This window comes from Zhongshania sp. (assembly GCF_041584495.1).
In the GTDB taxonomy this organism is placed as follows: Bacteria; Pseudomonadota; Gammaproteobacteria; order Pseudomonadales; family Spongiibacteraceae; genus Spongiibacter.
The window spans coordinates 1-14,268 of record NZ_JBFHDY010000094.1 but is presented as its reverse complement, the minus strand read 5'-3'; the positions used below and the strand labels follow the sequence as shown (position 1 = coordinate 14,268).

The following is a 14,268-nucleotide window of genomic DNA, read 5'->3' as shown; positions in this document are numbered from 1 at the left end:
CCTGCGAACTACCCGTTCAATCTCAAGGCCAGGTATGCCTATAATTCTTCCTGCGTGGGACATCGGTATTCTCCATCAAACTGTTTCTTCGCAAATTCAGTTTAATGAATGCCGGTGTCCCCCGTTAATGATGAAGAGCCTTATTTTCTGACACAAGCACCTATGGCTTACTTGCAAAATCTTTAGTAAGGTTGGTACATGCAGGGCACTGCAAGAGACGGTTTCAAACATGAAAAAAACAGCGAACCAACAGAATACATTCCAAGCAGCCTACTCTATTAGAGGTAAAGGCGTGGGCCATCTTGAGCTTGAAAAAGCACTCCAGTCTAAAGAATTCACTGACGCCACCAAAAAATTAGCCAAACAAATCAAAGCCGCTTACGGCGTAAAAGCAGCAAGCCTTTAACCACAACTTGAGGCGAGCAGGATGCTCGATGTCACAGCTCTTCTCCTAGTAATGGGAGCATCTGCTGGTTTTATACTGTGCGACCAACTCCTAACACTAAAATATAAAATTCCTCGCGAAGACGGGCAAAGGCTTTACTTACGCTCAGTCACTTATGGCGCTCCATGCCTCATAGCTGCAATTTTGCTGAAAGTACTTTTATTCGCAATACCATCCATGATTGGTGTTGAACCACTAATTGTAGTCACACCTGATTTAGTGCCAATTTATACCGCGCTTAGCGCTCCCTTACTCGCTTACCTTTTTACACTGGTATTTAACTACGCCCTCAGTGAAGAAAAACGAATCGATATATTCCGGCAAGCAATGCTTAAAGACGATTTCGACGCCGTATTGTGGAAGAGCATGGACACGTATCAACCCATACTCATTTCTTTAGAAAATCGTAAGGTCTATGTTGGCCTAGTAGCAGATGGCTTAGAGCCCGGATCACAGGGCAATAGCTACCTTACGATACTTCCGCTGCTAAGCGGATTCCGAACAACAGAAAAAATGAACATTGAAATTTCCGCAGTTTATAATCCAGTTATTGACCTACTAGAGGAAGCCGACAACAACAGCGACTCACTTGCTCGCGCAGAATCACTTGCGGCATATTACATGGCCTTTCCCAGATCAAAAATCATTAGCCTTCACTTATTTAACGACCACCTATATGCCAATGTAACCAAGCAAAATTCACCTGCAGCGCAACGCCCAAAAAACTATAAAAAACCGGCTTAACGGGAAAGGCATCCCGCCATTCTCGCCAGAATGGCCAAGCATATTCAAGACACAGCAACGTAATTCGGGCAGAATCAAAGCCAAGCACAAACCCAGAGAATAAACCTCTTCCGCCAAGGAAAGCCCCAAGCCAATGTTTGAACAAACCTTCAAGAACATCGACGACATCCTTCACAAAGACGCGGGCTGTTCTAGCGAGCTGGATTACACCGAGCAAACCTCGTGGATGCTGTTTCTGAAATACCTCGACGATTTCGAGCAGGAACGCGCCATGGAAGCCGAGATGATGGGCGAGGATTACCCCTACATTATTGATGAAGCTCACCGCTGGAGCGCGTGGGCCGCGCCGAAAGATGCCAACGGCAGCTTCGACCACAATACCGCCCTTACCGGCGACGATTTAATGGACTATGTCGACGGCGAGTTATTCCCCTACCTCAAGGGCTTTAAACAGCGCGCCACCGGCCCCGACACCATTGAATACAAGATTGGTGAGATTTTTGGCGAGATTAAAAACAAGATTCAAAGCGGCTATTCCCTGCGCGATGCGCTAGAGAAAGTCGACGAACTGCGCTTCCGTTCTCAGCAGGAGAAACACGAGCTCAGCCACCTTTACGAAACCAAGATCAAGAACATGGGCAATGCTGGGCGTAACGGCGGTGAGTACTACACACCACGACCACTGATCCGCGCCATGATCGACGTGATTCAACCGCAAATTGGCGAGACCATTTACGACGGTGCAGCGGGATCGGCAGGCTTTTTATGCGAGGCCTACGACTACCTGCGTAAAGGCGGTCGCGAGCAAAAAGAACTTTCGACCAGTGCGCTAAAGACCCTGCAAGAGAAGACCTTTTACGCCAAGGAAAAGAAGTCACTGGCCTACGTCATCGCCATTATGAATATGATTCTGCATGGCATCGAGGCACCCAACGTCGTTCACACCAACACCCTCGGCGAGAACCTACAAGACATTCAACCCAGTAACCAGCACGACATCATCCTTGCCAATCCACCTTTTGGCGGCAAAGAACGTAAGGAAGTACAGCAGAACTTCCCCATTAAAACCGGCGAAACCGCTTTTCTGTTTTTGCAGCACTTTATTAAAATGCTCAAGCCCGGCGGCCGCGCCGCCATTGTTATAAAGAACACCTTTTTATCAAACACCGACAACGCCGCCGTCGCCCTGCGCCGCGAGTTGCTAGAAAACTGTAACCTACACACCATACTCGACTGCCCCGCTAAAACCTTTTTGGGTGCAGGCGTAAAAACCGTGGTGCTGTTTTTCACCAAGGGCGAACCGACACAAAAAATCTGGTACTACCAACTCGAACCCGGCCGCTCATTAGGTAAAACCAACCCGCTCAATGACGCCGATATGGCAGAGTTTGTAGAGTTGCAAAAGACCTTCGCAGACTCGGAAAAATCGTGGACGGTATCGTTTACCGATATTATCCAAGGCACAGAAGCTGATTTATCGGTTAAAAACCCCAATATTAAAGAAGAGACGACGCTGCGGGAACCGGCCGACATAATTGCCGGGCAATCCCCCCTCGGCAAGAACTACAACAATAACGGTGAAGGCCTACCGTTCTACCAAGGGAAAAAGGATTTCGGAAAAACTCACCTCAACCCGCCGACCAAGTGGACAACTCAAGTAACTAAGACTGCCGAGCTTGGCGACATTTTGATGTCCGTACGAGCACCTGTCGGCCCTGTCAATTTTGCAACGCAAAACATTTGTATCGGCCGAGGTCTTGCTGCTATACGACCAAACGAAAAGCTCGATCGTAATTTTTTGTTCTATTACTTCAGCCATATTGAAGACCAAATAAGCGGCACGGAAGGTGCTGTATTTGCATCTATTAATAAGTCACAGATAGAAAGCCTACCAATCACGCTCCCACCACCCCCAGAACAAAAACGCATAGTCGCCCTACTCGACAGCGCCTTTGCCGACATCGAAAAGGCTCGCACCAATGCTGAAAAAAACCTGAAAAATGCCCGCGAGTTGTTTGAGAGTTATTTGCAGAAAGCATTTAGCCAGAGCGGCGCCCCCGCTCAAATTGTAAGGCTTTCAGAAATCACCAAATCAATTTCTGATGGCGATCATGCGCCCCCGCCAAAAGCAGAAACGGGCATACCTTTTATCACTATTTCCAATATCAACAAGAAAACTAACGAAGTCGATTTCTCAAATACATTTAAAGTCTCGAAAAGCTATTTTGATTCGCTAAAGGACAATCGCAAGCCTATCGACGGCGACATACTATATACGGTAACAGGGTCGTACGGCATACCTGTTCCAGTATCAGGTAACAAACAATTTTGCTTCCAGCGACACATTGGCTTAATTCGGCCCCTAGACAACATAGATACAGATTGGCTGTATTTCTTACTAATGTCCCCGATTGTGTTTAAACAAGCAGACTCTGGCGCCACAGGTACAGCGCAGAAGACGGTTTCTCTCAATGTGCTACGAAATATCAAAGTGCCACTGATGCCGATCGAAAAACAGAAAGAAGTCGCTGTTGAACTCAAACATATTCAAGACCTTGCCAGGCAGCTTGAAAGCAATTATTCATCTAAGCTGCATGCTCTCGACGAACTCAAAAAATCCCTACTCCACAAAGCCTTCACCGGCCAACTAAGCGCTAACACTGCCAAAGCCTCCACCGACGGACAGGCGGCCTAGCATGAGCATTACAAAGGAATGTAATGATGCATAATGAAATACTGATTTATCAGCAAGACGGCCATGAAATTGAGGTTCGGCTGGATAGCCAGCAGGAAGCACTGTGGTTGAGCCAGAAGCAGATGGCCGAGCTAGACTCGGCAGCAACTATCCGGAAGTTCCGGATAGTTCGCCCTGAAACTTACGCACTAATCCGTAGAAGTTTTGGTAAAACAGAGAGACTGAATGGTTACTAACATGACTGACCGTGATATTGCCTTAATTGATGAATTGCGCGGAAAAATGGCCGAACAATCGTGCGTTGAATTTAAAGTGAATAATTTTTCGCCCGAAATGATTGGCAAACTCTGTTCAGCGCGGTCAAACACGGCAAGAATTGAAAATAGAGATTTAGCCTACATCATCTGGGGAGTTTCTGACGAAACTCATCTTGTGGTTGGCACTGATGTTAATCCGAATAAAGCTAAGCAAGGGAATCAGGAACTTCAGCTATGGCTGGCGCAGCAGCTTAAACCGAGCATCGCGTTTAATTTCAAAGAAGTAGCGCACCCAGATGGACGGGTAGTGATGCTTGAAATTCCAGCAGCATTATTGGCGCCAGTCGAATTTAATGGCGTAGCCTATATCCGCATTGGGCCCACAACACCCAAGCTTGCCGACTACCCCGAGCGCTTTCAGGTATTAATTAATAACCTTCGCCCTTATGTTTGGGAGAAGGGTGTGGCCAAAAGCTATGTGTCTGCCGATGACGTTCTAGACCTTCTGGATTATCCAAGCTACTTTAAACTCACGCAACAAAAACTGCCGGACAATAAGGCGGGAATTATCGAACGCCTTGAAGGTGATCAACTCATTGTTAAAGACGTTGGCGGACGCTGGAATATAAGCAACCTTGGGGCTATATTATTTGCCTCTGATTTAGAGCGCTTCGACCCAAGCCTTTCCCGCAAAGCAGTGCGCTTTACCGCTTATCGTGGCCGCAACAAAGCAAGCGTCGTTACTCATCGACAAGATGGAAAGAAAGGCTACGCCATCGGTTTTGAAGGGCTTGTCGGCTTCATTAATAGCTTACTGCCAAAAAATGAGCACATTGGTGCCGCGTTCCGCGAAGAAACTCCGCTGTTCCCTGAAATCGCTATACGCGAATTGGTAGCTAACGCACTCATTCATCAAGATATGACGATTGCCGGTGCAGGCCCACAAATAGAGCTATTTGATGATCGGCTAGAAATCACTAATCCCGGCGAGCCATTGGTTCAGACAGATCGGATGATCGACCTACCACCACGCTCTCGAAACTCTATGCTGGGCTCCCTAATGCGCAGGATGAGGCTATGCGAAGAACAGGGTAGTGGCCTAGATAAAGTCATTGCCAACATCGAGATTTTTCAACTTCCGCCGCCAAAATTCCAAGCTGAAGCGAGCTCAATGCAGGTTATATTGTACGGGCCACGTAGCTTTGCCGAAATGTCGGTAGAAGAACGCATTCGTGCCTGCTATCAGCATGCTGTACTTAAATGGCTAAGCGGTGAAAGAATGAAAAACGCTAGCCTCTGCGATCGACTGGGCATTGATAAAACTAGCAACGCAGCACAAGCCACACGCGTTATTAATGGCGCACAAGAGGCCGAGCTGATTAAGCCCGCAGAGCCAGACAAACCGCGTGTAGGCTATATTCCGTGGTGGGCCTAATGTTAATTTCTTTCATATTGGCCAGAAACGGGCTGCAACAGCAGCTTTATAAATATTTTTACGTTAATAAACAATAAGTTATATTAATTTTTGTTTCTTGATCGGCTCTTGACTCGCTGATCAAAAAACAGGCAGCGCTATAATTTTTTCTTGATCGAAATACGCTAGAAGGGCCGCTTAGATAGATAAAACATTAGAAAACCATATATATCAAAGCGTTACCGAAAATCGATTTCTTGACTCGCTCTTGATTCCGACGCGCCGCGATGGAGCCACGAAGAGATGACACTGGACGTTTTATGAGCAGAAATGAAGCCGATACCCGCGCCGAACTGATCGATCCGAAACTAGCCGCTATAGGCTGGGGTGTGGTGGACGACAGTTTTATTCGCCGCGAAGTCATCGCCCCCGGTCGCATTATGAGCGGCGGCAAGCGCGGCAGTAGTGTTTCTAGTGACTATGTATTGGTCTATCGCGGCCGCAAGCTCGCGGTCATTGAAGCCAAAAAAGAAAGCCTGAGTTACAGCGAGGGCGTTCGCCAAGCCAAAGACTACGCCCAACGCCTGCAATGCCGCATTGCCTACGCCAGCAACGGCCACGACATTTACATGATGGATATGCTCACCGGCCACGAGAGCTTGGTGAGTGATTACTTAAGCCCAGAAGCCCTGTGGGCGTTGAGCTTTGACCAAGCCGAACCAGACTTTGCCGCAATATGGCGCCAGCGCTTTGCGCAAATACCCTTTGAGCGCAAAGGCGATTGGTCACCCCGCTACTATCAAGAAAATGCCATCAACAACACCTTAGATGCCATCGCCCAAGGCCAGCAGCGCATCTTACTGACCCTAGCCACCGGCACCGGCAAAACCTGTATTGCCTTTCAAACCGCCTGGAAGTTATTTAATAGCCGCTGGACAGTTAGCGCCCAAAAGACGCCGGACACGGCCAGCCGCCGACCGCGTATTCTGTTTTTAGCCGACCGCAATGTATTGGCCAACCAAGCCTTTAACGACTTTGGCCCGTTTGGTGAAGACGCCATTGTCCGCATCAACCCTAGCGAGATAAAAAAGAAAGGCGCAGTGCCCAAAAATGCCAGCGTGTTCTTCACCATATTCCAAACCTTTATGAGCGGCGGCGAAGACGATAGCGGCAAGCCTACACCCTATTTTGGCGATTACCCAGCCGACTTCTTCGACCTCATTATTGTCGATGAATGTCACCGGGGCGGCGCTAACGACGAAAGTAGCTGGCGGGAAATTCTCACTTACTTTGCACCGGCGGTACAGCTCGGCTTAACCGCTACGCCCAAGCGCACCGACAACGCCGACACCTACGCTTACTTCGGTGAGCCGGTGTATAGCTATACCTTGAAAGAAGGCATTAACGACGGCTTTCTCACCCCGTTTAAAGTGCTGCCTATTGTCGGCACCATGGACGAGTATGTTTATACCCCCGGCGACGGCGTGGTGATTAGAGGTGAGCCTGAGGCGGGCAAGGTTTACAAAGAAGGTGATTTCAACCGCACCATCACCATTCCCGAACGTGAAAAGCGCCGGGTTCACTATTGGATGGATAGGATCGGCAGCAAGGAGAAGACCATCGTCTTCTGCGCCACCCAAGTTCACGCCGGTATGGTGCGGGACTTTATAAATCAATATGCCGTGCAGAAGGGTTGGACGACGAACCCCAACTACAGCGTGCGGGTAACCGCCAATGACGGCGCGGCTGGCGAGAACGACCTGAAGATTTTTCAGGACAACGAGAAAACCATTCCGACGATTCTCACCACATCACGCAAGCTGTCTACCGGCGTAGACGCCCGCAATGTGCGCAATATTGTGCTGATGCGACCCTGCAACAATATGATCGAGTTCAAGCAGATCATCGGACGCGGCACCCGCACCTACGAGGGCAAAGATTACTTCACCGTTTTCGACTTTGTAAAAGCCCACTACAACTTCGCTGACCCAGAATGGGATGGCGAACCGATAGAAGGGGAAGTCTGCGCTAAGTGCGGCGAGTCACCCTGTAGCTGCGAGAAAGTCGGCGCGAAAACCTGTTCAATTTGCTCGCAAAAGCCCTGCATATGCGAAAAGCCAGAACCAGCGCCTTACCCTGACTGCGGAGAACGACCCTGTCAGTGCGAGAATAAGATTGAAATCACCCTGTCTGACGGCAAAGCCCGCCAGATCAAACACATCTCCTCGGTGATGTACTGGAGCAGCGAGGGTAAGCCAATTACCGCTCGCGAGTTCGTTGAGCGCATGTTCGACGACCTACCGCGCTTCTTTCAAGACGAAGACCAACTGCGCGCAATTTGGAGCGACCCAACAACCCGCGAGAAGCTGCTCGGTGACTTAGCCGAAGCCGGTTACGACGAAGAAAAGCTCGAAAGCATGAAAGAACTAATCGACGCCAAAGACAGCGATGTTTACGACGTATTGGCTTACGTGGCCTATGCCGCCGAAACCCAAACCCGCGCCGACAGGGTGAAATTAGCTAAGCCTGCAATTAACCACGCCTTTGCCGACTACAAACAGCAAGCCTTCATCAACTTCGTACTCGACAAGTATATTGAAGACGGCGTGCAGCAGCTTTCGAGCAAGAATATGAGCGGTCTGGTCAAAATCCGATACAATACGATCAGCGATGCCGCAAGCGAACTAGGGTCACCCCGAGTAATTAAAGACACTTTCTTCGGATTTCAGCGGCATCTGTACCAACAAAATGCGGATTAAATCCGCATTAGCCCCACCAAAAGGGGTGCTTTTTAGGGGTACATGGATTTTTACAACCCAGTAAAAACATTAAATATCAATGCGTTAACCTAAAGGTTACAAGCTGTCTCTGGGCACCATTTACCACTCCCCCTTAATCCCAAATAGCCTAAGAATCCCCTTATATTGCTGCGTCTCAGCGGTATAATACCTGCCATTAGTCCACGTTTATCTAGTTAAAGGCACTCATTAAACCCTGTTTATAATCCCGTCCCACCCGCAGTGGACCAGCACTCGCAATCGATTATTCTCATAGTTCCTAAAACCATATGCTCGCTGTGAGATCATTTCCATCTTGCTGTTAAAGCCTTCAGTAATACCCTTACTTTTTCTAAATCGCCACAAGGCTCAGCGAAATAATTGCCAACAAACCTAAAATGAGTTTTTGAAAATACTGGTATTTAAATCTGAGCTGAACACCTGCGCGAACACAGCTTGTGTTGCACCCAAACGCGACTAGACTAGCTACTAACTTACCGTCGATCGCTCGCGAAACGCTAAAACAACCGCTATCGATTGATTAGCGAAGAATAAAAAAATCTTGTGCTGTTAACGGTTAATCAAGCGAATATCACTGTCAAAATACTCCGCAGCCCTCCTTGGCCGCAGGGTTATATAACAAAGCTTAATCCACTATCAAATTCCCGTTTGAAAGCAAGTCATTAATAATGTCTTGATCCGTCAAGGAACCGCCAGCAGTAAGATCAACGCCTTTCAAGGTGATGTGCTGCTGCGATGACCCGGTATCACCGCTAATATCGATATTAACAATGGTGCCACCAGCCCCGTCACTTTGGAAGCTGAGGTAGTCGCTAAGCTCACCACTCTCTTCACCCTGCAGTAAATCGGCTAAGTGCAATACATCGCCGCCCGCGCCGGCCTCAAAATCGAGAACCACATCTTCCGCTGGCGCAGCACTTGTACCCTTGTCGGCATTAGCCCAGACAAAGATATCGCGGCCATCGCCGCCCATCAGGCTGTCATCACCTTGGCCGCCGGAGAGAACATCCTCACCTTTTCCGCCCAGCAAACTGTCATCGCCCGAGCCACCAAAGAGACTATCGTCGCCCGCATCGCCGCGCAGGGTATCCGCGCCAGCACCACCATATATTTTGTCGCCGCCTGCGCCACCTTGAGCCACGTCGTCACCAGCGCCACCATCAATAATGTCATCACCTAAGCCGCCATCAAGGTGGTCGCCACCAGCGCCGCCGAGCAGCGTGTCACTGCCTGCGCCGCCAGCGAGGCTGTCGCGGCCGTCACCGCCAAGCAAGGTGTCGTCGCCAGCGCCACCGCTGATAACATCAGAACCTGCGCCACCGTCTAGAACGTCGTTCCCATCGCCACCGCTAATTGCATCATTAGTCGCACCGCCGACAATACTATCGTTACCAGCGGTACCGGTAATTTCGTTTTCGATAGTGTGGATGTTGAGCTGGGCCGTATCCGACTGACCATCTGAATCAGTCAGCGTGTATCCGATAAGCTCCGGCTCGCCGGCACTCACACTACTTTGGGGCTGGTAAGAAACATTATACAAGCCGGTGTCGTAACCGGTTCCGGTGTAGGCCACATCAATAGCGGTAACAGAAGAGAACTGGGATAAATCCAGTGTTTCTTGGTTCTTATTATTTGCTGCTGAAAGTGTCACGGTGCTGACTGTAGGAATTCCATCGCCATTACTATCATGCGTTACTTTTACAGTGACTTGATCACCATACTGCCGCTGGAAATCATCTAATGTCAGCACGAGATTGCGCACTCCATTCGGCAGTTTGGCAGCATCAAATGCTAAGGCGATTTCCTCACCCTGACTCAATAGCTGGCCATTACCCCCCTGTACACCAACACCATCACCACTAAACTGCAGCTGGGTGCCACCGGATACAATGCTTATATCAAAATCAGCATTATTGACATTACTTTGCGACGTGGTATTCACCGAAAATTCCTGTTGCGCAAAGGTGTCTGAGGTAAATTTGTAATAGCCAGATTCGTTAAACACCAGCTCCGAATCGTCATTACTGTCGACCACAACCACCTGCGCAATTTCGTTGCCAAAATTATCGGTAGTTACGCTGAAGCTCCAGTTTAATGTTCCCGACGAGCCACCAGCAGGGATACTGCCGCTATCAAAATCAAGATTAAAGCGTTGACCACGGAAGCTCACTTCAGTAATGGTTGCGTCGTCGACAACGGTATCGATACCACCACCCTGCGCAGCAAATGGTGTAAAGCTATTACCAAGGGCTGGACCGCCATCGGTGCCAAGCGCATTAATGACGTTGCCTTCGGCAACTTCTCCAGCAGCAATTGAATGCAAGTCATCGTTTGCCGTAGGGGCATTATCTAGTACATCAATCGTTGCCGTAGACGTTGCCGTATCACCATCGCCATCAACAACGGTGTAGTCAAAGACCAGCTGCTCACCAGCGTTGCCGTTGGGCGAGCTTAAAGTGTATGAGCCGTCGGAGAAATCAAAGGTAAATACCCCCAGATCAAAACCAGCTACATCGTTGCCAATGGTCAGTAGAGTTCCTTCGAACTCAGCGCCGGTCAAACTAGGCGAAACCGTGACAGCAGTGCCGTCATAACTGAAGGTGTAGTTGGTACCGTCGATATCCATATTAATGCTTTCGACGTAACCGCCGTCGGCACCAAATTCAACATTTCTAACACTGCCGTTGGCCGTGATGTTACCGCCAAAGGCTGTAGGTACCGTGTTAAGTAGCTCTGCCTCTAGCTGCATAATATCTGCAACAATTATAGCGCCGTCAGCATGACCACCGCCCTGCTGCAATGAATCGATATTGTGAATAAAATCGAGGTCTGCACTACCATTTGCCAAGCCAGGTCCAATGCCAATGGCAAATGAATTAATGCCATTGTCGTTAACAAAGTCGTTAAATCCACCGCCAATAGGCGAGGTGCTCGATACACCGTCAGACACAAAGTAAGAAATATTCTGTATGCTATCTGCAGGGTCTTGCGTGGCCAAATCTGCAGCTAGGTCTGCTTCAATTTCATCCAGCGCACTAACATAATTTGTGCCGCCAACCGCTGTCAGGGCATTTAGGGCACTTTGGAAGTCTTCGAAATTATCGTAGGTTCCTACCACGCTGGCTGTTGTCGAGAATGACACCAAGGTGACCGATACCTGTGACGACTGCTCAAAAAATTCCGATGTCAGCGAGCCGACCGCCTGTTTAGCCACATCGAGACGTGTAGGCTCGCCAGCTGGTGGCGCACTATTATTCGTTAATGACCAGCCCATACTGCCTGAGGTATCCAAGGTCATGACCAAATTAAAAACTTGCTCATTCGATTCGGGCACCGATTCAGCGATCGGATTCGCCACGGGGACGTCGTCAATGACCGCAACTGTTAGGCTGTTAGAAAAGGCCGTACCGCTTTCGGTGAAGGTGTAATTAAACACTTCATCAACATCGTTGCCGCTGCCATCTGCCCGGTCCAGCTCGTAGCTGTAATCACCAGCGCTGAAGCCCGGTGTACTGTTATCAGCGTAGACCGTGAGCGTCCCTATCGCAGTAGCCACAGTAATGATGCCGCCTGCAGGCGACTGACCATTTATACTGTCGATATTGCTAGCGTTAGTGGCTATTGCATCATTGTCCAACAGATTGCCAGTAACAATCGTTGTACCATCACCAGTACCGCCACTTAATGCGCTTTCACTCACCGTGCCGCTGTCTGCTGCAGTAGAGCCAACCTGAATGGTCGTTACTGCGGATGTCGTGAGCTCGCCGTCAAACACCTCATAAGTAAATGTCGCTTGGCCATCAACAGGACCCGCATCAAACTGCAAACTGGATAATTGTGCCGCGGTTAGCGTGTCGCCTAGAACTACTGGTGTGCCATCGGCTAGGGCGACCGTACCTAATGCACCCGGCAAGCCAGTCACAGTGATTACGAGCAAACTGTCGTCGGTATCTGGATCTGTTGGCGCCTGAATATTCAGTTCATTATCTTCTGAGCCGTCAACAAAGAAAACTGCATCGTCAAATACATCGGGCCCGTCATTAACAGGCGTTACCGCAATGTTGCCGCTATCAGAACCATAAAGATTATTGAAATCTTCATCGTAAGCCTCAACAGTTACGGTGCGCGGCGATGAACTTGGATTATCTGAACTATTTTGATATTCAAGCGTACTAAGCACGGTCAGGTAATCGCTAATATCGTCACCGCCACTGAGCGTCAGCTGCCACACGCCACCCACCACAGTGGTAGTCGCGACAACACCAGTACCGGCAGTCAAGAACGTAAGTACATCCTGACTCGGCAAATAGCCGTCTACCTTCACTACCACCGACGAGAGATTATTGTTGTCAGCATCGGTAATTGAAATACCCGATAACAGCTTGGCGGCATCGCCATTTTCAGTATAGCTAATATCTGGCACGCCACTCACTATCGGCGGGTTATTCGCGGCCGAACTCACGTTAACCGTGACTGTTGCGGTATCTGTTTCACCGTCGGCATCGGTCAATGTGTAAGTAAAGGTATCGGTGCCAATGAAGCCCGCGTTTGGAGTATAGGTAAATGTGCCGTCGCCATTATCAACAACACCACCGCTACCGCCCTGACTAAAGCTCGTGATTTCTGCACCATCAACCAAGGTGTCATTGGCCAACAGATTATCAATCAGCAGACCTGTGTTTTCGGCCGTCAGGTAGGCATCGTCTTCAGCAACTGGCGCGCCGTTATTCGCGCCAATTGTACCAATGCCTTGAATACCATTTACTGTTGTATGCGCAGAGGTTTCGAAATTGACCGCCTGATTAAAGTTGCTTATATCAACCGATAAAGTTTCGTCTCCTTCAAACTGATTTGCGTCGCTATTAACCGTTACGGAAATAGTTGCCGTGGTATCACCTGCTGCGATCGTAGCCTGGGTTACACCAATAGACTGGTAATCTGCGCCGCCAGTTGCACTGATATCGACTGTACTAAAATCAAAGGTCAAATCTGAAGCCAAGGCCTCATCGATAGACACAGTAAAGGTTAACGTTGTTGTGCCCGTGGCCGGTTCCTGAACCAGTACATCGTTAATCGAGACAGTCGGAATCGTCGTTACATCAATAGTCGTTACAGCAACGTTGCTACTGCTAACGCCATCGCTAACCACAACCTCAATGACCCTCGCGGTATCAGAGCCATTACCAGAATTCTCAAACTGAATCGCTTTTATCGCGGTTTGATAATCAGCAAGACTTGCATTACCGGTTAACGTCAACTCACCCGTTGCGGAGTTGTAAGCCGAAGCGGTAATACCCGACGGCAGCGTGCCTACGTTTAATAAATCGCCCGAATCGGCATTTGTTAAGGTAATCGTCGCTGACTGCAGATTACTGCTATCCACGTCCGTAATAGTGATATCACTGTCTGCAATCGAGACCCCGCTGCCACCTTCTACATAATTAGTAACGTAAGCCGTACCGGCCTCATCACCATCAAGGTCAATACTAGGTGGAACCATGTGAGTCGACGTCGTCGTCGCCGTGAAGGCATTACCTGCGTCATCACTGCCCGCAACCGTCGCGTCAAAGCTCGTGTCCGCCGCTAGGTCCGCGCCAGCAACACCTATACTAAACGTATTGCCTGCCAGTACTTTTCCGCTGTAATCCGTGCCATTGATCGTAAACGTCACATCGTCGCCGACCGCAGCATCACCACCAACATTACCCGTTACGGCGATCGTGGTACCCGCCTCTGTCGCATCAACTATGTCATCAGGCGTGATGTCATTAACGGTGATTGTTGCGCTCGCTGCCGTATCAACCGTGTGGGTTGAAGTCGTCGTGGCAGTAAACGGGTTACCCGCTGCGTCAGTACCCGTTACTGTAGCATCGAAGCTGGTGTCTGCCGCCAAGTCGGCGCCATCTACCGCAATG

Annotated in this window: 7 protein-coding genes and 1 pseudogene; 6 read left to right on the top strand and 2 right to left on the bottom strand. The window is 49.3% G+C overall.

The window, feature by feature from the left end:
* The first annotated feature begins 229 nt into the window (after positions 1-229).
* The 6 genes from ABYP33_RS13835 (at position 230) to hsdR (ending at position 8,314) form a co-directional block, all read left to right on the top strand.
* The gene (locus ABYP33_RS13835; protein WP_320837151.1) at positions 230-406 is read left to right on the top strand and encodes a hypothetical protein; all 177 of its coding nucleotides are present in this window, start codon (positions 230-232) and stop codon (positions 404-406) included.
* A 21-nt stretch (positions 407-427) separates the two neighbouring features.
* Positions 428-1,189: a hypothetical protein gene (locus tag ABYP33_RS13830; protein WP_373091684.1), complete on the top strand. Its 762-nt coding sequence runs from the start codon at positions 428-430 to the stop codon at positions 1,187-1,189.
* A gap of 133 nt (positions 1,190-1,322) precedes the next feature.
* Positions 1,323-3,884, top strand: a complete 2,562-nt coding sequence (locus ABYP33_RS13825) for an N-6 DNA methylase (protein ID WP_373091683.1) — start codon at positions 1,323-1,325, stop codon at positions 3,882-3,884.
* Positions 3,885-3,907: 23 nt separating this feature from the next.
* Positions 3,908-4,120 carry a hypothetical protein gene (locus ABYP33_RS13820; RefSeq protein WP_373091681.1) on the top strand — a complete coding sequence of 71 codons (213 nt, stop codon included), beginning with the start codon at positions 3,908-3,910 and terminating at the stop codon, positions 4,118-4,120.
* Position 4,121: 1 nt separating this feature from the next.
* On the top strand, positions 4,122-5,576 hold the full coding sequence (locus ABYP33_RS13815; RefSeq protein ID WP_373091679.1) for an ATP-binding protein: 1,455 nt from the start codon (positions 4,122-4,124) through the stop codon (positions 5,574-5,576).
* A gap of 299 nt (positions 5,577-5,875) precedes the next feature.
* The gene (gene hsdR, locus ABYP33_RS13810; protein ID WP_373091677.1) at positions 5,876-8,314 is read left to right on the top strand and encodes an EcoAI/FtnUII family type I restriction enzme subunit R; all 2,439 of its coding nucleotides are present in this window, start codon (positions 5,876-5,878) and stop codon (positions 8,312-8,314) included.
* Positions 8,315-8,542: 228 nt separating this feature from the next.
* Here hsdR and ABYP33_RS13805 read toward each other — a convergent pair.
* Both ABYP33_RS13805 and ABYP33_RS13800 read right to left on the bottom strand, forming a co-directional pair.
* Positions 8,543-8,698 (bottom strand): annotated as a pseudogene (locus ABYP33_RS13805) (transposase); the annotation flags it as partial.
* Between the two features lie 280 nt (positions 8,699-8,978).
* Positions 8,979-14,268 (bottom strand): Ig-like domain-containing protein (locus ABYP33_RS13800; protein ID WP_373091675.1); only part of this gene is annotated, 5,290 nt, incomplete at its 5' end.